Here is a 20,611-nt window from a genome sequence, read left to right on the forward strand (position 1 = left end):
TATATTATGATAGTAATAACAGGAGCAGCCGGCTTTATCGGCAGTGTGGTGGCAGGAAGTCTCAACATGTATGGAAGAGATGATATAGTGTTGGTCGATGACTTCTCTAAAATGAATAAAATAGAAAATTATAAGAATAAACGTTACCGTCAACTTGTTGGAAGAGAGGTCTTTTTTGAATGGTTGGAAGATAACGGTAAAAATGTCGATTTCATAATACATCTCGGAGCAAGGACAGATACCACGGAGTTCGACTGGAATGTTTTCCTTACTCTTAATGTCAACTATACTCAGAAGATGTGGACCATGTGTTCTCAGTATGGGATACCGTTGATTTACGCTTCGTCGGCTGCTACTTACGGAGGCGGAGAACTCGGCTATGACGATAATCATGATGTGGTCGATAGATTGCAGCCTCTTAATCCTTACGGACGCTCGAAGAATGAGACAGACAAATGGATCCTTCGGCAGGATAAAATGCCTCCGTTTTGGGCCGGTCTTAAATTCTTTAATGTTTATGGACCTAACGAATATCACAAAGGCAGAATGGCTTCTGTCATAATGCACTCTTTCAACCAGATAACAGATTGCGGCGAGGTGAGACTGTTCCGTTCGCACCGACCTGACTACGCAGACGGACAGCAGTTGCGTGACTTTGTTTATGTTAAGGATATCGCCTCAGTGATACTTTTTCTTATTGAAAACAGACCGGCAAGCGGACTTTACAATCTCGGTACCGGCAAGGCTCGTTCTTTCTTAGACCTTGCAACAAATACCTTTAAGGCAATGGGAAAAGAAGTCAAGATCAAATTTATTGATACTCCTTTGGATATCAGAGACAAATATCAGTATTTTACTGAGGCCAACATGCAGAAACTGAGAAGTGCCGGTTATGACAAAGATTTTACTTCATTGGAAGACGGCATAAACGATTATGTTTGCAATTATTTGTCGGGGCATCGTTATTTTTGATAACGGACGATATGGCATCTGATTTAATGTTTCTCGGAAAGACTTTTGATTTTATCTTCCAATTCTTTGTCGAGAGACATTAAAAATTCACGGTTTTTCTTTAATGTCAACAATATGGCGGCACGTTCTTCGAGTTTGTCGAACTTGTTTTTCATGGTGTTTTTTGCACCCTGTATCGTCATGCCTTTTACTTTCACGAGATCATAAATGACTTGAAGATAACGTATGTCGCGTTCTGTAAACAGACGATTCCCTTTGGTGCTTTTTCTCGGTCTCAGCACGGGAAACTCACTCTCCCAATAACGTATCAGGGAGGTGTTGACTCCGAACATCTCGGCGACTTCGCCTATTCTGTAATAAAGTTTTTTTATCTCCATGTCAATCCATGCTTTGATGCGGTGTCTTCGACAACTCTATTATCTTGTCGTACATCTCCGGAGTAAGGTCATTGTAAAAGAAGTTGATAGGGTTCACCGGAACATTGTTTTTTATTACCTCATAATGCAGGTGAGGACCGGATGATTTCCCGGTATTACCCAAGGTGCCTATCTTTTGACCTCTTTTTATTTTATCTCCTTTTTTTACATTGATGCTGTTGAGGTGAGCATATCGTGTCTTGTAGCCGTATCCATGGTTTATGATGATATTGTTGCCATAACCTGTTTTGGATTTTACGGTTTTTTCTACCACGCCGTCGCCGGTGGCATAAATGGGACTTCCCTTAGGACCGCTGAAATCTATGCCGCTGTGCATCTTGTTTACTTTATAAAAAGGGTCTGTCCTGTATCCGAAATGCGAAGATATGCCGTAGATGGTGGTTCTTTTTACTGGCATTATGGCAGGCACGTGTTTCATCATGTCTTCTTTTGTCTTTGCAATTTCGTAAATCTCGTCGAAAGACTTGGACTGAACATATAACTGACTTGAGAATTTGTCTATCTTTTCAGCTATTTCGATAATTTCTTCGGAATGAGAATAACCCTCAAGAGCCTCATAACGGTTGGTGCCGCCACGACCGGCTTCTCTTACAGATGTCGGTATTGGCTCGACACCGAAAATGGAACGGTATATGTTGTCATCATGGGTCTGCATCTCCTTGACAAGCAGTTCCATGTTGTCCAACTTGTCGGACATGATTTTATATTGCAGACGCATATATTCCAATTCTCTGTTCAATACACGCTCTTCAGGTGTGCCAAAGGTGTAATATACCATGGTAGAAGCAGTATATCCTAAAGCTCCGGCAACAAGTGATAAGATGAAAATTATCAGTAAACGCGTTTTCCAGGTTGTTTTATATTCTTCATACTTTTCCGTTATGGGATTGTATGTATATTTCTTCTTCATTGTATCTTTTTTAATGAAAAATCTCTATTTTTAATTTTAAGCGACAAAAATAATAATTTTTGTCTAAATTTGCAAATTATTTTTACAGAAATAATCAAAAATTGATTTATAATGAAAGCAAATGAGATTCGTAAATGTTTTTTAGACTTCTTTAAATCTAAAAATCATGTTGTGGTTCCATCAGCACCTATAGTAGTGAAAAACGACCCGACCTTGATGTTTACTAATGCAGGAATGAATCAGTTTAAGGATGTATTCCTTGGAAATAAGAGTCCTAAAGCACCGAGAGTTGCCGATATACAGAAATGCTTGCGCGTCTCCGGTAAACATAATGATTTGGAAGAGGTTGGCCGCGATACTTATCATCATACCATGTTCGAAATGATGGGCAATTGGTCGTTTGGCGATTATTTTAAGGAAGAAGCCATAGCATGGGCGTGGGAGTTCCTTACCGAGGTGTTGAAAATAGACAAGGAACGTCTGTATGTAACGGTGTTCGGTGGTGACCCTAAAGATGGATTGGACCCTGATAATGAAGCTTTCACATTCTGGAAAAAACATATTGACGAGTCGAGGATTATCTATGGTTCAAAAAAAGATAACTTTTGGGAGATGGGTGATACCGGACCTTGTGGCCCTTGTTCTGAGATACATATTGATATTAGAAGCGATGAAGACCGCAACGCTGTCAATGGTAAAGACCTCGTCAACAAGGATAATCCAGAGGTTATTGAGATATGGAATCTTGTTTTCATTCAGTTTAACCGTCTCGCCAATGGCTCATTGGTAAATCTACCTGCAAAACATGTGGATACAGGTATGGGCTTTGAGCGATTGGTTCGCGTGATGCAAAATAAAAAGTCGAATTACGATACTGATATCTTCCAGCCTGTCATTCAGACTATTGCTGAGATGGCAGGCGTCAGGTACGGCGATGACGAACAGAAAGATATCGCCATGCGCGTCGTGGCAGACCATCTTAGGGCTGTGTCTTTCGCCTTGTCTGACGGTCAGCTGCCATCTAACAATGGCGCCGGGTATGTCATTCGTCGCATCTTGCGCCGTGCCGTTCGTTATGGTTATACTTTCCTCGGTTTTACTGAACCTTTCATGTACAAACTCTTGCCTGTCATCGTCGATGAGATGGGCGAACAGTATCCTGAGTTGCTAACTCAGCAGACTTTGGTGTCAAAGGTGATGCATGAAGAAGAGTCTTCTTTCCTTAGAACATTGTCGCAAGGTATTCGCCGTTTTGAGTCTTATGTGGAACAGAATGTTTCCTTGAAAACTATTGACGGGGCTTTTGCTTTTGAGTTGTTCGACACATACGGTTTCCCGGTCGATTTGACTAATCTTATGGCTGAGGAAAAAGGCTTGTCTGTTGATATGGAGTCATTCTCCCTTAAACTCGAAGAACAGAAAAATCGTTCCCGTAAGGCAGCAGAGAAAACTTCCGGCGACTGGGTGGTGCTGTTTGACATGGAACCGTCATTCGTGGGCTACGATACTACACAGGCAGTGTCGAAAATATTGCGATTCCGGGAGGTGACGGCAAAAAATAAGAAACATTATGAGATAGTGCTCGATAAGACACCATTTTATGCCGAGATGGGCGGCCAGGTGGGTGATAAAGGAATACTGTCGTCTGAAGAGGAGATTATTAATGTTGTGAATACTGTTAAGGAAAATGACCTTATCATTCATATAACAGACAAATTGCCTCAGAATCCTGAATTGCCTTTTACAGCATTGGTAGATGTTGAACGTCGTCGCAAGATAGAGGCTAATCATTCTGCAACGCATCTTATGCATGCAGCTCTTCGTGTGGTGCTGGGCCCTCATGTCGAACAGAAAGGCTCGCTCGTCGATGATGAAAGATTGCGTTTCGACTTCAGCCATTTCGCCAAGATGACTGACGAAGAGATAAAGAAGGTGGAGTCTTTGGTGAATATGAAGATAAGAGAGAATATAAAAAATGTTACCACTGTTGACGTGCCATTGGAAGAAGCTAAAAATATGGGTGCTATGGCATTGTTCGGTGAAAAATATGGCGACAAGGTTCGCGTGGTGTCATTCGACCCTTCTTATTCTTGTGAGTTGTGCGGCGGTACCCATGTGCCTGCAACAGGTTGTATAGGTGCTTTTAAGATACTGACAGAGAGCGCAATAGCTGCTGGTGTGAGGCGTATAGAAGCTGTTACCGGTGAAGAGGTGATGAATTATTTGGATAAATGTATTGATACTGTTGACAAGATAAAGGCAGTGGTTAAGTCTTCAGGTGATGTCGTCAAGGCTGTCGAAACATTGTCGTCAAATAATCAGATGCTTCAAAAACGTGTTGACGCTTTGATGATGAATATGGCTGTTTCCGAGATGAAAACAGCTTATCGCAATGCAGAGTTGTGTAATGGGCGTAAGATTGTTGTAACAAAAGTGGACGCTGATGTGAACCAGTTGAAAAATATGGCAGCTGCTTTGAAAGATATCGATAATGATGCTGTCGCAATACTCGGTGGCGTGACTGATAATAAACCTGCTATTTGTCTGCTGTTGCCTCAAAGTCTTGTGGATGCTTCTTTCGATGCTACCGCAATGATACGCGAGGTGGCAAAAGAGATACAGGGCGGTGGTGGAGGTCAGAAAAATCTTGCTACTGCTGGCGGTAAAAATGTTTCTGGTCTCGATAAAGCCATGGAAATGTTGAAACGGCATTTTGTCTGATCGTAGCCTTTTATTCTTGAAAATATCAAGCATCGGTAAAGGATTTTTTCTTCTTTTCCCGATGCTTTTTTATATTCTAACATTTTTTTAAAATTTTTTTAAAAAAATGATTGTTGTTATATTATTTTTGTATCTTTGCACTGCCAAGTTACTGAATATGATATTAAAAAGTGCAGGGAATATAGTTATTCTTGATATTTTTAATTTTAGGGTAGTAAATATTACCCCCCCCGTTAGTGATATAATTGATAATCAATTATATACATATTTTTATATTCGTACATAATCATTTGCTAATCATATATATCCTTTCTATCTATTTGGTTGTAGAGGATTGTTTTTAGTACTTCGCCCGCATCTATAACAGTTGCGGGCTTTTTTGTTTTGCTTCAGTTTATTGTTTCCTATAATTTACTTTTTTAATGGTATGATGTGATATGTTTTTTGTGGATAACTAATATTTGCACTTTTTACAAAAAATGCAAATGTTAAAAAATAATAAGAAAATGTTGTATATATCTAAAAAAGTCTTATTTTAGCAAGTCCTTTATTTTATCTTACGACTTTTGATTATAACCAAGCCGTGTTTTAATGAAAAGGGTGATGTTTGTTTTGTTAAATTATTGATTCATAGATAATTGAAATTTGGATCAAAAATCGTGTTTTTATGAATTTCAGATTTTATTTGCTCTATGCAGTTTTGTTTTTTATCGGTTTGTCGAGTTGTACCAAGAATGATAGTACAACATTGATTCCGATGGGAGATGAGTCCTATTTCAGGGATATTGAAGAAATCGCTCCTCCAAATGTAATTTCTTTTATAAATAATGACCTCAGAGGTTATGTTAACAATGCACAGGTGATAACAATGGGAGGTTGGTATCCTGCCAAGGTTGAAGGTGACTTTAGAATTGATCCGTGTGAGTATGTCTATTCTACAATTGATTTGGCTGGTGTTTCAAGTGCATTTTACAATATAAATTTGAAAGACCAACATAATGGAGTTGTGTCGTTCGAAATGGAATTCGACAGTTTGTTCCATATTGTAGATGAATGGGGGCAGGAGTTTGACCGTCATGTGATAAGTTCATATTCTTCCGATACAGTTTATATAAGAGGTGATGGTGAGAATATTACTATGTATGGACTTTGTGATGTCTATTTCAGTAATACCATGTATTTCGGAGAATATGTACAATCTTTGACAGCCCGGTTTTCATCATTGATTGTGATTGTTGGCAGGATTACTGAGATTGGAATAGAAAATATTCATGTTTTTGAATATGTGGATGATATTATCAGCTACTCTCCGGATGCGTATCAAGCTTATTTTGACAACTATAGAAATAGCATGAAAGTTTTTAAATCCAGTGGCGATGGCATCGCACTGAAGATTAATGTCAATGGAGAATAATGTTTTACACTAAATTGATTAGAAAATGAAAAAGATATTTTTACTTGCTGTTTGTTTTGTTTGTCTTGTGGGTAATCTTGTGGCTCAAGATGGTTTGGTGTTTAACAAATTCCAAAAAAAAGGTGACAAGGATAGGTCGAAAGCTGTCATGATAGGTCTAAAAGGAGGGTTGAATATGGCAAATATGGTTTTTACTGATAAGGCTCTTAGTGATCTTGATGAAAATATTGTTTTTCGACCTATTGGAGGTGTTTTTGTCGAAATACCTGTCATGGGAGGACTTTCTTTAGCTCCGGAATTAATGATTGTTGGTAGAGGTACTGATAAATCTTATGTGGCAAGAGAAGAACAGGAACAGAATATTACTGATGTGATAACCAACTATTCCATAGAGTCTTTCTATATAGATTTTAGAATACCTGTTATATATCGTTTTGTTATATCAGATTGGTTCAATCCATATATCTTCGCTGCTCCTGATGCCGGTTTCCTGCTCGGAGGCAATATCTCGTTGAATAAAATGCAAAATGGAACTGTACTTGAGGAGGAGTCTATGTCTGTCGAGATTGGTAAAGCTAATATGAAAACTTTTACCATGGGGGTAGTCGCAGGTGTAGGATTACGGTTTAATATGGATTTCCAAAGATTTTCCTTGGTGTGGAAAATTGAAGCCGCATATAACTGTGGTTTTATCGATACTTACTCATCAATGGAAAAAGATGATAGCGCAATCTCAGGTAATGTAAATGCTTATAATGTCACGGGTCATAGATATAATAGAGGCATTGAAGCCTTGATAAGTATAGGTCTGCCTCTTAAATTCTCTAAAAATAACGGATGTTCGGACTTCGGTAATAAGTTTGACAGAAGATATTGATAATGCATAATGATAGCGACTCATCTCGTCAGAAATAGATTTTTGGGTCGCTGTCATTGTATGACGGCACTCATGTGTTCTCTTGTTCGTTTTGTAAATAAATTTTATGATTTGGGCCTGAATTTTCCTTTTAAACTCATCACCATCATTATTACACCTATTAATATAAAAGGAAAACTCAACCATTGTCCAATGTCGAATGTCATCTGTAATTCTGCCTCTACCTGAGGATTTTTGATGAACTCTATGATGATGCGGGAACCGAAAATAACGATGAGGAAAATGCTGAACATCAGTCCCGGATACCTTTTGCCCATGTCTTGTTTGAAATAGGCGAACAAAAGATATGCAAAGGTGAAGATGCAGAATAAAGACTCATATATTTGTGTGGGATGACATGCAGGAATGTTTTCTATGGGCGTTCCGATAGGATAGTCTCTTACGAATTTAAAGCCCCATGGCATATCGGTAGGTGTGCCGTAAATTTCGGAATTTAACAGATTTCCAAAACGTATCAAGGCTCCTGCTAATGCTACAGGTATGACTATACGGTCTAAAATCCATATATATGGCAATTTCGTTTTCTTGGAGTATAAATATAATCCGATGAGAATGCCTATGGCTCCTCCATGACTTGCTAATCCTCCTTCCCATACAGCCAAAAACTTTATTGGATTGGAAAAATAATATGCAGGGTCATAAAATAAACAATGTCCTAAACGTGCTCCTATGATAGATGAAATGATCATATATACAAATAACTTGTCCAAATAATCGGCTTGTATTTTTTCCTTGCGGTAAATTATCTTCATTATGAAAAAACCTATGACAAATACCGCTGCCCATATAATGCCGTACCAGGCAATAGGTCTTCCGCCAATCAAAGGAAACCATTCAGGAATAACAAAACTTATCGGGTCAACATTCCAGATGATAAAATTAGTCGTCATATCGTTGTATTTTTTTGCAAATATATAAAATATTGTGATATTATTATTTCATACTTATAAATGATACTTGCGTTTTGTCGTAAATCATGCGGATGTGATTTTTAAAGTTTGTTTTGAAATGCCATGATAAACAATGGGACAGATTAAAATATAATGACAGAAACAGGAAATAATCAATATTTCAAAATATCATGACGGTAATAGACATACACAGTTATATCGTCTTGCACCATCGCTCTAAAAATGTGTTTATGTTGTCGCTTTCGTCATTGTAAATGCTGCGCAAGTTTATTTGAGGAATTGCAACATTTTTGAAATTGAAGTCTTTTTGTCTGCAATAACCGAACAATCCTTTTTTGAACAGGTATTGTGACAGATATTCCTGTTCGGTTTGTCCCGGCGTAGGAATTAGAAATGCACTTCGGTTTAGACGTATGAGATCCATGAGCGAAGAATAACCTCCACGGCAGATGATGTTGCGTGCTGAACTGACAAGATTGACGAACATTTCGTCATCGACATGATTGAATGTGGTTACATTGTCCGGCAAATCCTTTATCATGTTGAGACAGTCGGGCATGGCACGGAGGATTACTATTTTTTCTTTTATTGTGTAAGCGTGTTTTATGATAATCTTTTCGAGTATGGTGCGTTGCGGCTCAGGTCCTGATAGTATCACGAGATAGTCTATGTCTTTTTCGTTGTTTGGCAAGCTGTCGGCATAAAATCTGCTTAGGTATCCTATGTATGATGTTTTTATCGGCAGATTGGCAGGATGCGACAATGCCCCTGCAAGGTTGATGTTTCCCTCGGCATCAGGAATCCATAACTCATCATAATGTTTTATGTAACTGTAATTGATGCTGTTTACAATAGGAGCAGTCCATCTCCATAATTTTGGTATGCTGATGTGCAACTGGTGCGTTATAAAAACAGATTTTACATTTTTGTTCCAACAGCCGAATCTGTTGTCCGATATTATGGCTTCTATGTTGTAATCTTTTACTATGGTGTCGAGTTGTTGATGCTCGTTGCTGAAATCCCTTAATGCTCTTGGTGTTGAAATCGCTATCTTTAATGCCTGTGAGTTCCTTTTGCTGTATGTGGCATTGAATCCCGGAAGTTTGATGAACTCCAGTTCCGGCATTGCCTTCTGTAAAAATGACAATGCTCCTCCGTCAGCAGCAATAATTACTTTGTTGCCCTGATTTACAAGGGATCTTATGATAGGAAGACATCGTGTCGCATGTCCTAATCCCCAGTTTAACGGACTGACTAATATTCTCTTTCCCAAAATTTTGTTTTTGCAAATATATATATATTTTTTGTGATGTTCATGTTTATGCTCCTGTTGTTGAAAAATCTTTTCAACATGTTTTTTAATGGCTTTTTATGTTTGCAATTTTGCGTGCTTCCTTAATATCTTTTTACATTTTGATTTTTAAAGAAAAAAATATCATTTTTTATGTCATTTTAACATTTTAATTACGAAATTTTATCTTTAAATGTAAATAAAAATTAACATAAATAATTGATATATAATGTGATATTATGTGTATTTTTGCTTCATGACGAACGAATTGTTATATGAGATAGGCATTACTCTTGTACCAGGAATAGGCAATATAGGTGGGAAAAAGCTGATAGCGTATTGTGGTGGAGCTGAAGCTGTCTTTAAGGAGAAAAAACGCAATCTTGAAGCTGTAGCCGGGCTCAATGCCAAAAGTATTGCTGCCATTATATCACAAAAGGTGTTGTCTCGTGCAGAGAAAGAGATTAAATATTTGGATAAAATGAATATAAAACCTCTGTTTTATCTCGACACTGATTACCCAAAAAGATTACAACATTGCAATGACAGTCCCGTGATGCTTTATTATAAAGGTGCGACAAATCTTAATGCATGTCGTGTGGTAGGTATAGTGGGGACGAGAAATGCCTCGGACTATGGCAGAGCTATGACGGAAAAGATTGTGGAACAACTGACTTCTGATAATGTTTTGATTGTCAGTGGGCTTGCCTATGGTATTGATGCTATTGCTCATCGTTCGGCAATTAAATTTAATATTCCTACGGTAGGTGTCCTCGGCCATGGCTTGCAAATGATTTATCCTAATGGAAACCGTAAACTTGCGCAATCCATGTTGCAGAATGGCGGTCTTTTGACAGAATATCTGTATGGAACACTTCCTGAGAAAGAGAATTTCCCTCAGAGAAATAGGATAGTAGCCGGCATGATAGATTGCCTTGTTGTCGTGGAAAGTGCCCTTAAAGGCGGCGCCTTGATAACTGCAGACATAGCTGATTCTTATGATAGAGATGTATTCGCCTTTCCCGGCAGAGCCGACGACTTATTTAGCGAGGGGTGTAACCATTTGATAAAGAATAATAAAGCTAACCTTATACTTGATGTGGCAGATATACGTTATGTGATGCGATGGGATACAGATGTTGAGATGCCCAACAAACAAATGCGCTTGTTTCGAGAGTTTAATTCTGATGAACAACTTGTGTTGAATGCCTTTGGTCCGGATGAGGTGGTACATATCGATAAAATAATTACTGAGACAAATATGTCTTTGCCGAAATTGGCGTCGGTGCTGCTGTCACTCGAGTTCGACGGCGTCCTGTCCGCCTTGCCTGGAAAACGTTATCGTAAAAATTGATTGTATGTTGTCATATTGGTTTTTAACGATATCTTTCATGAGATTATTTGTTTTTCTGTGTTTTATGTCATATTTGATAAAAAATATTACCTTTGCACAAAAATAATTATGCCCATAGGAAGAGTTATTAAATCAACAGGCAGTTGGTATGAGGTACAGGATGACAATGGCACTGTGTGGAGCTGTCGTCTGAGAGGCAAGATGCGTCTCGACGGACTGCGTACTACTAATCCTGTTGCAGTGGGTGATAAGGTCAATTTTGAAAAAGAACGTGATAAAGATACTTGTGTTATCGACAAAGTGCTGAAACGTAACAATGTCATTGTACGCAAGTCGGTGAATCTGTCAAAAGAATCACATATAATAGCTGCCAATATAGACCAGGCTGTCTTAATAGCTACTGTGGCTCAGCCAAAGACTTCTACAGGTTTTATCGACCGTTTCCTTGTTACAGCAGAGGCTTATCATATACCTTCTGTCATAGTGTTTAACAAATGCGACTTGTATGATGAAGAACAGACAGCGATGGCGGAAGAGTTGATAAGTGTATATAAATCTATTGGTTATGAGTCGTTTATGGTGTCTGCCCTCACCGGTTTTCAATGCGATAGATTAAAGGATGTTATGAAAGATAAAGTAAGTCTTTTTTCAGGACATTCCGGGGTGGGCAAGTCGGCATTGTCGAACAGACTCGATCCTGCATTGAATCTTAAAGTTGGAGAGATATCCGATGTGCATGAGAAAGGAAAACATACTACTACATACGCACAAATGTTTCCTCTGTGTTTCGGTGGCTTTATCATTGATACTCCCGGTATTAAAGAATTCGGTTTGTTCGATTTGGAGAAAAATACTCTCGCCCAGCGTTTTCCCGAAATGCGTGCCTTGATGCATAACTGTAGATTCAGTAATTGTACCCACCTGCATGAGCCTCATTGTGCTATAAAAGATGCCGTCGAACAACATGTTATAGCAAAATGGCGTTATAATGACTATTGTAATATGATGGATGATTGATTATGACTGCTGCTGACCTGTTGTCGAATGATATAATGCCTCTTTCAGTAAATGATTCATGCCGCAATGCTCTCGACAGTATGAATGATTTGCGCATATCCTGCATACCTGTCGTTGATGACCGTAAACTGATAACTCTCTTGTCGGACAATGATATTTATCGTTATGATGATTTAGATGGCAAAATAGGAGATATGAAACTTAATGTTGCTCCTTTTGTTTATGATAATCAACATGTCTTTGACGTACTTAAAATGTTTAAGATGTATCATTTGCCATTGTTGCCTGTCATCGACCGCTTCGATAATTATTTGGGTGTCATTACATTTAGTGGTCTGATAGATTATATGGCGGATGTGCTTTCTGTTTCAGAGCCAGGCGCTTTGATAATGATTGAAATGGGAGTCAATGACTATTCTCTTGGAGAGATAGCCCGACTTATGGAAGAAAATAATGCCAAAATATTGAGTCTCATGCTTTGCAATAAAACAGAATCTTCTCGAATAACTATTTGCATAAAGATAAATCTTATAGATGCTTCTGCTGTCATTCAGACACTCAGAAGATTTGATTATAACGTATCAGGCTCTTTTGATAATGTGGGTAATGATGATTTAAGAGAACGTTTTGAGTCTTTTATGAAGTTCCTCGATATATGAAAAAATTGTTGTTGATATTGGGTTTGTCTTTGTCTTTGTTTTCATACGCTCAAGAGGATGATTATGTCATCATCTCTGATATCGACATAATAGGCAATAAGGTTACAAAGCCTTCCATTGTTTTCAGAGAACTTACTTTTTCTCCGGGCGATACTGTAAGCATTGCAACATTAAATGAAACATTGCGCTATTGCCGTGAAAATATTCTTAATACCGACTTGTTTAACTTCGTTGATTTTAAATTGGAAGATGATACAAATTGTAATAATTGTAAGATATTGATTATAAATGTTGTGGAACGTTGGTATTTTTGGCCTATTCCTTATATTGCATACGCCGACCGTAATCTTAATTCATGGTATGAAACTAAGAATTTCGCACGTCTGAGTTATGGTTTCGACCTTGTTTATTATAATATGTGGGGACTTATGCACGAACTCGATTTTACTCTTATCGGCGGTTACAACCAACAGTTCAGCATTACTTATGATATCCCATATATTACTGAAAGACAATGCTTCGGCTTGATGATGAGCGGCGGTTTCAAAAGAGATAAAGAGGTGGCTTTGAAAACTGAATACGATAAAGTGGTCTATTTTAAAGAAGAGAATGGATTTACACGTCAATCGTATTATGCTTATTTGCAACCTTATTATCGTTTCGGCTACCGTGACAGATTGTTCCTGAAATTGCAATACAATAGTGATAGGTTTAGTGACAGTATCATGTCGCTGAATCCGGATTATTCATTTGAAGTGTCTGATATTCAATATCTGTCAATGTCGCTCGTCATGAAACATGATTATAGAGACGATAACAATTACCCTCTTGACGGGCATTATTTGGAACTGGATTTTACCAAATTCGGACCTTCTTTCGATAATGAAGAACTCAATATATTTTACGGGAAAGTCACTTTTGACTTTTATACAAAAATTTATGGCAGACTTTATTGGGCATCCAATGTCACGACAAGAATTGGAAATACTAATGATGTTCCTTACTTTCTTACCGATGGTCTGGGTTATAAAAATGATTTTGTCCGTTCTTATGAACGTTATGTTGTTAATGCGATGAACTTCGCACTGATGAAAAATAATTTGAAGATAGCAATACTCAATCCTACTGTCGCTTATCTTCCACTGATAAAAAATGAGAAATTTGGAAAGATACATTTTGCATTGTATTTTAATGTTTTCTTTGATATGGCTTATACATGGAATATGCAGAATGACCCTACATCGGTATTGCAGAACAGTTTGTTGTTCGGTACCGGCGTTGGCATAGATTTTGTTACATATTACGACAAGGTCTTGCGTGTGGAATATGGCATCAATGGACTTGGCGAATCAGGCTTGTTTTTGCATCTTGTTGCACCTATATAATAATTGAATAACCATTAAAATTTGATTATGAGAATAGCATTATACGGAAAATCATTTGACAGTGAATATGACTGTTTAATGTCTCGCTTGCTTGAGGTGTTGAAAGAATCAAATGTGAAATTATTGGTTTATGAACATTTTTCATCATTGGTTGCATCAGTATCCGATGTCGATTATGAGATGTTTGACTCATATTCTCAACTTGTTGGCAAGGCTGATATGTTGTTTTCTTTCGGTGGTGATGGCACTGTACTCGATTCTTTGCCTTTGGTACGTGATTCGGAAATACCTGTTTTCGGTATCAATATGGGACGTCTTGGTTTCTTGTCGAGTGTTTCTGCCAATGAGGCAGAAGAGGCGGTGAGAAATATACTTAAAGGGAATTATATGATAGACAGCCGTTTTATGCTGCAGGTGGTTGGAGATTCTTTCCCTTCCAGCGATGTCAATTATGCTCTTAATGAGATAAGTGTCTTGCGTAGTGAGATAGGAGGTCTTATCGTTGTTACAGTTTATGTCGATGACCTTCTCGTGAATACTTATTGGGCAGACGGCCTGATTCTGGCTACACCTACCGGATCTACTGCTTACTCAATGAGTGCTGGAGGTCCTATCATGGCACCTGACACAAAAAGTTTTGTTATAACTCCGGTCTCACCACACAATTTAAGTGTACGTCCTGTCGTTATACCCGATAAAAGTGTTATAAGAATTAAAGTTGACGGTCGTTGTAATGCCTTCTCTTTAGGACTTGACTCACGTAAGATATTGGTTGATAAATCATTGGAACTTGAAGTCAGAAAAACGGATTTTTGTTTCAATATGGTGAAAATGCAGGGAAAAGACTTTTTTACCGCTATGCGAAACAAGTTGCTTTGGGGAAATGATGTGAGAAATTAGACTTTTTTTTCAAGATTATCAAAAAAATATGTAAATTTGTCGGTTAATGAATGAATTTTGTAAATTATTGTCTATCAAAAGGAATTAAATTATTCGTTATGAAGAGAATGAGAAAGTTTGGTGTTTTGATGGTGTTTCTCATGATAATGGGACTGTCGTTAAATCCTTTTGAAGCAAAAGGTCAGATAATAGAAGTTGGCGTCTCTGGCGGTTTGTCCTATTATATCGGAGATATAAATCCTAACAAACATTTTTCCGATAGTCAGTTTGCATGGGGTGTTTTGACTCGTTATTACAGCAGTTTACGCTGGGCTTTTCGCTTGTCGTATTCCAATATAAGTCTTGCCTCTTCTGATGCCGTGATTCAATATCGTCCTGAAAGAGGTCTTGATTTTAAAGCTAAAATTCATGATATTTCTTTAGTGGCTGAGTTCAATTTCTTCGATTATTGGACAGGAAGCCGTCGCAGTTATGTCTCTCCTTATATATTTGGCGGGTTCTCGACATTTTTCTTCAATAATACTCCTGCCAATGGTACAGACTTGCATTCAATGGGACTGTGGACTGAAGGAGTGGAATATTCGAACGTGAGTTTTGCCATTCCTTTCGGAATAGGCGTAAAATACAGCATAGGCAAAAGAATAGGTCTGGCATTGGAATGGAGAATAAATAAGACATTTACTGATTATATTGATGATGTCCACGGGTTGTATCCCGAAGCGGATGTTGTGGTTGATGGTTATAATTATTCCGACCCTACAGATAATTATTTGTCAGGTATGCAGAGAGGAAACTCTTTTGATAATGATTGGTTTTCCTATCTGAATGCTTCGGTGGTTTATAAATTCAATCTTCCTAAAAACAGAAATTGTAACGTAGGTGTCGATAGTAAGTATTTTAGATATTATTGATAAATGACAAGTCAAAAAGATAAGATGGATTTTGCCCGTTTGCCGAAGCATATCGCTATTATTATGGATGGTAATGGACGATGGGCTAAGGAACAGGGTAAAATGCGTGTTTTCGGTCATCAAAAAGGTGTAGATGCAGTTAGAAAAGTGACTGAGGCTGCTGCCGAAATAGGCATTGAATATCTTACACTCTATACTTTCTCTACTGAGAATTGGAACCGCTCTTCTTGGGAAGTCGATGCTTTGATGCAACTATTGTCATCTACAATAAGATCTGAACTTAAAACATTGACTGATAATAATATAAGACTTAATGCCATAGGAGACCTCCATCGTTTGCCAAAATATAATTATGATGCGTTGATGGATGTGATGCATTCTACCTCCGGTAATGACAGAATGACTTTAACCTTGTGCCTCAGCTATTCAGGACGTTGGGATATATTGAATGCCATGAGAAAAATAGCCGCTGATGTTCGCTCAGGTATTGTTGCACCGGAACAAATCGATGAGTCTCGTATTGCTAAGACTTTGTCAACAGCAGATATGCCTGACCCTGAACTTTTGATTCGTACAAGCGGTGAATTGCGCATCAGTAACTTTCTGCTGTGGGAACTCGCATATTCGGAGTTGTATTTTACAAATAAATATTGGCCTGACTTTGGTAAAGAGGATCTTTACGAAGCAATAGTGAATTATCAAAGTCGCGAACGCCGTTTTGGGAAAACAAGTGAACAAATTAATAAGTGAGACAATGACTCTTTATAAAAAACTGCTGATATCGCTTTTATTTTCTTTGTCTTTGCTGACTTCGGCATATATTTCTAATGCTCAGATATCTGTCGGTGGCGGTTTGTCTGATATGGATTTTAGTGTGCCGCGTGATTACGAATTGGCGGGTGTTACCGTTTCCGGTGTCAAATATATCGACCCTAACGTCTTGATCATGATATCCGGCCTGCAAATTGGTTCTACTATTACGGCCCCAGGCGATGATATCTCGAGTGCTATACGTAAACTTTGGGAACAAGGTCTGTTCGAGGATGTGGTTATAACTTGCACTGATATAATTGGTAACAAAATATTTATTAATATTGACCTTAAAGAACGTCCACGTATATCCAAATTTTCTTTCGATGGCGTTAAAAGGTCTGAAGCTGAAGAACTTAGAAATAAAATCAACCTCACTCGCGGCGATGTGGCGACAGAACATACTTATGTCAAAACACGCAGAATAATAGAAGACTATTTTTATGAGAAAGGTTATTTTAATGCTGAGGTCAATATTTTGGCTGAACCGGATACTACACGTGATAATTATGTGAATCTTGTCATTGATGTGGATAAGAAATCTAAAGTCCGTATTGGGGAAATAGTTATTGATGGCAATGAGTTTATGACAGATTCACAAATTCGTTCCGCTATGAAAGATACCAAACTGAAGGGTAAATTCGACCCGCTTAGACCTCTCGGTCCTGCCGTGGTCAACTCTGCGTGGTATTTCATTACATTCAGACCTAAAGCTGCAATGGCTGAGATAACAGACTATTTCGCAGATAATTATCGTCCTCGTATCTTTAAATCTTCTAAGTTTAATGAATCTAATTATGAGGCTGATAAACAAAAAATTATTGATAAATATAATTATAAGGGCTATAGAGATGCAAAAATAGTTTCCGACTCGGTTTATGTTATCGATGATAAGAATATAGGTATAGCTTTGAATATTGAAGAAGGTGATGTTTATTATTTCGGCGATGTTACATGGGTCGGCAATACTAAATATGATACTACTACCTTGAACAGAGTGCTTGGAATACGTAAAGGTGACATATATAACAGGGAATTACTCGAGACCAATCTTAATTATAATGAAGGCGGTTATGATATTACTTCATTGTACATGGATGACGGTTATTTGTTTTTCCAGGTTGAAGCTGTAGAGGTGGGAGCAGAGAATGATTCCATTGACTTGGAGATAAGAGTTCATGAAGGAGATCAGGCTCGTATAAAAAGAGTATCGGTGAAAGGTAATACAAAAACCAACGACCATGTGGTGATACGTGAATTATATACAAAACCAGGTCAATTGTTCAGTAGAAGCGATGTAATAAGAACAACACGTGAGCTTGCTACTTTGCAGTATTTTAATGCTGAGACATTGAATCCTGACATTCAACCGGACCCTTCTGACGGTACAGTGGATATAGAATATATAGTTGAGGAGGCATCTACCGACCAAATAGAATTGTCTGCCGGTTGGGGATATAGCAGACTTATTTTGTCCTTAGGATTGACACTCAATAATTTTTCATTGAAAAAGATGTTTAATAAAGATGCGTGGACTCCTCTCCCGAGCGGAGACGGCCAAAAATTGTCTTTCCGTATCCAGACTTATGGTACTTCATATATCTATTATGGTGCTTCTTTTACTGAACCGTGGCTCGGCGGTAAGAAACCAAACTCATTTACTGCTTCAGTTTATCATTCTACATATACTAATGGCTATTCGAAATCTAATGAGTATTTTGCAAGCTTCAAAACGACAGGCGTTTCTTTCGGTCTTGGCAAAAGGTTGGAGTGGCCGGACGACTATTTTACAATGTATAATGGTATCAATTTAATGCGCTATGATTTGAATAATTATACCACAATATTCGACTTCGGTACAGGGTCCGGTCATTTTAATGTCATAGGATATAACATCACTATTGGACGTAATTCTGTGAGTCAACCCATATATCCTCGTTATGGATCAGAGTTCGTGTTGTCTCTTGAATTGACACCTCCTTATTCTCTGATAAGCGGCAGAGATTATGAGAAGGAGTTTCCGGACAAAAGCGAGAGAGAAGACCACATGTACCGCTGGGTTGAGTTCCATAAATGGAAATTCAAAGCCGCTGTTTATACTGAGTTGTATGATAAACTTGTGTTGATGACTCGTCTGCGTTTCGGATATTTGGGATACTATAATCCTAAAATAGGTGTGACACCATTCCAGCGTTTCTACCTTGGCGGTGACGGTCTTACAAGTTATTCAAACCTCGACGGTCGGGAGATTATCGGTATGCGTGGATATGGTAATGAGACTCTTACCCCGTATTACTATTCTAACGAGAATATTGGTGGCAATATATTTACCAAATATACGTTGGAGTTACGTTATCCGTTGTCACTTAACCCGACAGCTACGATTTATGCACTTGGCTTCGTGGAAGCAGGCAATTGTTGGCTGGGCTTCGAGAATTTTAATCCTTTTGATGTTTATCGTTCAGCAGGTCTTGGTATCAGAATATATTTGCCTATGTTTGGCATGCTCGGTCTTGACTGGGGTTACGGCTTCGACGATGTTTATGGTATTAAAGATGCCGCCGGCAGTCAGTTCCACTTCTCTATTGGAGGTTCGTTGGATTAAAACAAATATAAATAAAAAATATGAAAACAAGAAAATTATTATTGATGTTGGCTTTCGTTGTAATGGCCGGCACTTTTTCTCTGAATGCTCAGCAAAATCAGAGATTGGCGTATGTGGATTCTGATTACATACTTCAGAATATTCCTGAATATTCCGATGCTCAGGAGGAAATTAATAATATGTCGCTTGAATGGGAACGCGAAATTCAGGCTATACGCGCCGAAGTGGAAGAAATGTATAAGGAATATCAGACTGAATCGGTGCTGCTTTCTGAAGACCAGAAAAGAAGAAAAGAAGAGGCTATAGTGGCTAAGGAACAAGAGGCAAAGGCTTTGCAAATGCAGTATTTTGGTCCTGACGGTATGCTGTTTACTAAACGAATGGAACTTATTCAACCTATTCAGGAAAAAGTGTATAATGCTATAAATCAGATAGCATTAGTTAAAAATTATGCCTTTGTGTTTGATAAGGCATCCGGTACGACAATGTTGTATTGTAATGAGAAAAACGATATTAGCGATGATGTACTCGATGAAATAGGTAATGTGATGCAGACCGTACGTCGAGAAGATCGTAAGAAATCTTCCGGTTTTGGTGCTGGCAATAATACAGGCGATAAAAAATAATTGATAAAAGTTTCGTCGTTAACGAAATTTATGTACCTTTGCACTGTATTAGTTGTTAGTAACAATTGTAAAATAATTAAAAATGAAAAAAATTAAAGTATTATTCTTCTTTGTTTTAGCATTGGGTTTTAATCTTTGCCTTAGTGCTCAGAATATGAAAATTGGTTATGTGGATTCAGCTGATGTTATGTCTGTTATGCCTGAAAGAACAAAAGTTGAACAAGATTTACAGATTTATTATGGTGAATTACAGACGGAGTTGCAGGCTATGGCAACTGAATATCAAAATAAGATGAAAGATTATGAGGCTAATGTTAACACAATGTCCAATCTTGTTCGTCAATCAAAAGAAAAAGAAATATTGGACCTTCAAGGCAGAATCCAAGAGTTCCAAAATAATGCCGAGGTGTCTTTTGAAGAAAAAAGAATTGAACTTCTGACTCCTGTTATCGAGAAAATTCAAAATGCCGTCAATGCTGTTGGTAAGGAGAAAGGTTTTACTTACGTTCTTGACAAATCAGTGGGCGCGGTGGTTTACATAGGTGACGATGCTATCGATATTACACCGGATGTGAAAAGTAAATTAGGACTCTGATTAACCTTATATGGTGATAATAAAAAACGTCGGAATTTATTTCCGGCGTTTTTTGTTTTGTATGCTCGGCATGAGTATTAGCTAACGGGTGCAAGTCCCCAATGAGCCCTAATAGCGGGAATCATACAGCCAATAGCAAGGGTGTCCATCGCGAGT

At 38.1% G+C, this 20,611-nt stretch carries 18 protein-coding genes; 14 read left to right on the plus strand and 4 right to left on the minus strand.

The genetic code is table 11. The features are described 5' to 3' along the window. Window positions 1–6 precede the first annotated feature (6 nt). A complete protein-coding gene (rfaD, locus tag ACZOVS_RS01085) occupies window positions 7–972 on the plus strand; it encodes an ADP-glyceromanno-heptose 6-epimerase (protein WP_483995387.1) in 966 nt (321 codons plus the stop codon). A gap of 23 nt (window positions 973–995) precedes the next feature. Here the strand turns inward: rfaD and ACZOVS_RS01090 are convergent, their stop codons facing one another. Next, window positions 996–1,349 (minus strand): MerR family transcriptional regulator, encoded by a 354-nt coding sequence (locus ACZOVS_RS01090; RefSeq protein ID WP_483995388.1) that lies wholly within the window; start codon window positions 1,347–1,349, stop codon window positions 996–998. Between the two features lies 1 nt (window position 1,350). Further along, complete coding sequence (locus ACZOVS_RS01095) at window positions 1,351–2,319, minus strand: M23 family metallopeptidase (RefSeq protein WP_483995389.1); 969 nt, start codon at window positions 2,317–2,319, stop codon at window positions 1,351–1,353. A 108-nt stretch (window positions 2,320–2,427) separates the two neighbouring features. Between ACZOVS_RS01095 and alaS the strand changes: the two genes are divergently transcribed. From alaS to ACZOVS_RS01110, 3 genes are all read left to right on the plus strand, one after another. Further along, a complete protein-coding gene (gene alaS / locus ACZOVS_RS01100; RefSeq protein ID WP_483995408.1) occupies window positions 2,428–5,040 on the plus strand; it encodes an alanine--tRNA ligase in 2,613 nt (870 codons plus the stop codon). A gap of 667 nt (window positions 5,041–5,707) precedes the next feature. After that, window positions 5,708–6,454: a hypothetical protein gene (locus ACZOVS_RS01105; protein ID WP_483995390.1), complete on the plus strand. Its 747-nt coding sequence runs from the start codon at window positions 5,708–5,710 to the stop codon at window positions 6,452–6,454. A gap of 25 nt (window positions 6,455–6,479) precedes the next feature. Further along, entirely contained in the window at window positions 6,480–7,331 is an 852-nt protein-coding gene (locus tag ACZOVS_RS01110) for a porin family protein (RefSeq protein ID WP_483995391.1), read from the plus strand. A 104-nt stretch (window positions 7,332–7,435) separates the two neighbouring features. Here ACZOVS_RS01110 and lgt read toward each other — a convergent pair whose 3' ends face one another. Next, window positions 7,436–8,281, minus strand: coding sequence for a prolipoprotein diacylglyceryl transferase (gene lgt, locus ACZOVS_RS01115; RefSeq protein ID WP_483995392.1), 846 nt, complete (start codon window positions 8,279–8,281; stop codon window positions 7,436–7,438). 214 nt (window positions 8,282–8,495) lie between these two features. Beyond that, window positions 8,496–9,575 (minus strand): glycosyltransferase, encoded by a 1,080-nt coding sequence (locus tag ACZOVS_RS01120; protein WP_483995393.1) that lies wholly within the window; start codon window positions 9,573–9,575, stop codon window positions 8,496–8,498. A 274-nt stretch (window positions 9,576–9,849) separates the two neighbouring features. On the opposite strand from ACZOVS_RS01120, the gene dprA reads away from it, so the two are divergent. The 10 genes from dprA to ACZOVS_RS01170 all read left to right on the plus strand — a co-directional run bounded on the left by dprA (window position 9,850) and on the right by ACZOVS_RS01170 (window position 20,455). Beyond that, window positions 9,850–10,947: a DNA-processing protein DprA gene (gene dprA / locus ACZOVS_RS01125; RefSeq protein ID WP_483995394.1), complete on the plus strand. Its 1,098-nt coding sequence runs from the start codon at window positions 9,850–9,852 to the stop codon at window positions 10,945–10,947. A gap of 108 nt (window positions 10,948–11,055) precedes the next feature. Beyond that, window positions 11,056–11,964 (plus strand): ribosome small subunit-dependent GTPase A, encoded by a 909-nt coding sequence (gene rsgA, locus ACZOVS_RS01130; protein WP_483995395.1) that lies wholly within the window; start codon window positions 11,056–11,058, stop codon window positions 11,962–11,964. A gap of 2 nt (window positions 11,965–11,966) precedes the next feature. Further along, window positions 11,967–12,623 carry a CBS domain-containing protein gene (locus ACZOVS_RS01135; RefSeq protein WP_483995396.1) on the plus strand — a complete coding sequence of 219 codons (657 nt, stop codon included), beginning with the start codon at window positions 11,967–11,969 and terminating at the stop codon, window positions 12,621–12,623. Next, window positions 12,620–14,008, plus strand: a complete 1,389-nt coding sequence (locus ACZOVS_RS01140) for a POTRA domain-containing protein (protein ID WP_483995397.1) — start codon at window positions 12,620–12,622, stop codon at window positions 14,006–14,008. The genes ACZOVS_RS01135 and ACZOVS_RS01140 overlap by 4 nt, the downstream gene beginning before the upstream one ends. A 27-nt stretch (window positions 14,009–14,035) precedes the next feature. After that, window positions 14,036–14,908: an NAD kinase gene (locus ACZOVS_RS01145; protein WP_483995398.1), complete on the plus strand. Its 873-nt coding sequence runs from the start codon at window positions 14,036–14,038 to the stop codon at window positions 14,906–14,908. Window positions 14,909–15,006: 98 nt separating this feature from the next. Further along, window positions 15,007–15,819 carry a type IX secretion system protein PorG gene (gene porG / locus ACZOVS_RS01150; protein ID WP_483995399.1) on the plus strand — a complete coding sequence of 271 codons (813 nt, stop codon included), beginning with the start codon at window positions 15,007–15,009 and terminating at the stop codon, window positions 15,817–15,819. Window positions 15,820–15,822: 3 nt separating this feature from the next. Further along, window positions 15,823–16,569 carry an isoprenyl transferase gene (locus ACZOVS_RS01155; RefSeq protein ID WP_483995400.1) on the plus strand — a complete coding sequence of 249 codons (747 nt, stop codon included), beginning with the start codon at window positions 15,823–15,825 and terminating at the stop codon, window positions 16,567–16,569. Beyond that, window positions 16,550–19,234, plus strand: coding sequence for a BamA/OMP85 family outer membrane protein (locus ACZOVS_RS01160; protein ID WP_483995401.1), 2,685 nt, complete (start codon window positions 16,550–16,552; stop codon window positions 19,232–19,234). The genes ACZOVS_RS01155 and ACZOVS_RS01160 overlap by 20 nt, the downstream gene beginning before the upstream one ends. A gap of 20 nt (window positions 19,235–19,254) precedes the next feature. Further along, a complete protein-coding gene (locus ACZOVS_RS01165) occupies window positions 19,255–19,860 on the plus strand; it encodes an OmpH/Skp family outer membrane protein (protein WP_483995402.1) in 606 nt (201 codons plus the stop codon). Window positions 19,861–19,942: 82 nt separating this feature from the next. Then, window positions 19,943–20,455: an OmpH/Skp family outer membrane protein gene (locus ACZOVS_RS01170; protein WP_483995403.1), complete on the plus strand. Its 513-nt coding sequence runs from the start codon at window positions 19,943–19,945 to the stop codon at window positions 20,453–20,455. Window positions 20,456–20,611 lie beyond the last annotated feature (156 nt).

The organism is Candidatus Limimorpha avicola, assembly GCF_056978975.1.

Bases quoted from the DNA above. Each gene is read 5' to 3' on its own strand.
- rfaD (WP_483995387.1), top strand. From the start codon at position 7: ATGATAGTAATAACAGGAGCAGCCGGCTTTATCGGCAGTGTGGTGGCA.
- ACZOVS_RS01090 (WP_483995388.1), bottom strand. From the start codon at position 1,349: ATGGAGATAAAAAAACTTTATTACAGAATAGGCGAAGTCGCCGAGATG.
- ACZOVS_RS01095 (WP_483995389.1), bottom strand. From the start codon at position 2,319: ATGAAGAAGAAATATACATACAATCCCATAACGGAAAAGTATGAAGAA.
- ACZOVS_RS01105 (WP_483995390.1), top strand. From the start codon at position 5,708: ATGAATTTCAGATTTTATTTGCTCTATGCAGTTTTGTTTTTTATCGGT.
- ACZOVS_RS01110 (WP_483995391.1), top strand. From the start codon at position 6,480: ATGAAAAAGATATTTTTACTTGCTGTTTGTTTTGTTTGTCTTGTGGGT.
- lgt (WP_483995392.1), bottom strand. From the start codon at position 8,281: ATGACGACTAATTTTATCATCTGGAATGTTGACCCGATAAGTTTTGTT.
- dprA (WP_483995394.1), top strand. From the start codon at position 9,850: ATGACGAACGAATTGTTATATGAGATAGGCATTACTCTTGTACCAGGA.
- rsgA (WP_483995395.1), top strand. From the start codon at position 11,056: ATGCCCATAGGAAGAGTTATTAAATCAACAGGCAGTTGGTATGAGGTA.
- ACZOVS_RS01135 (WP_483995396.1), top strand. From the start codon at position 11,967: ATGACTGCTGCTGACCTGTTGTCGAATGATATAATGCCTCTTTCAGTA.
- ACZOVS_RS01140 (WP_483995397.1), top strand. From the start codon at position 12,620: ATGAAAAAATTGTTGTTGATATTGGGTTTGTCTTTGTCTTTGTTTTCA.
- ACZOVS_RS01145 (WP_483995398.1), top strand. From the start codon at position 14,036: ATGAGAATAGCATTATACGGAAAATCATTTGACAGTGAATATGACTGT.
- porG (WP_483995399.1), top strand. From the start codon at position 15,007: ATGAAGAGAATGAGAAAGTTTGGTGTTTTGATGGTGTTTCTCATGATA.
- ACZOVS_RS01155 (WP_483995400.1), top strand. From the start codon at position 15,823: ATGACAAGTCAAAAAGATAAGATGGATTTTGCCCGTTTGCCGAAGCAT.
- ACZOVS_RS01165 (WP_483995402.1), top strand. From the start codon at position 19,255: ATGAAAACAAGAAAATTATTATTGATGTTGGCTTTCGTTGTAATGGCC.
- ACZOVS_RS01170 (WP_483995403.1), top strand. From the start codon at position 19,943: ATGAAAAAAATTAAAGTATTATTCTTCTTTGTTTTAGCATTGGGTTTT.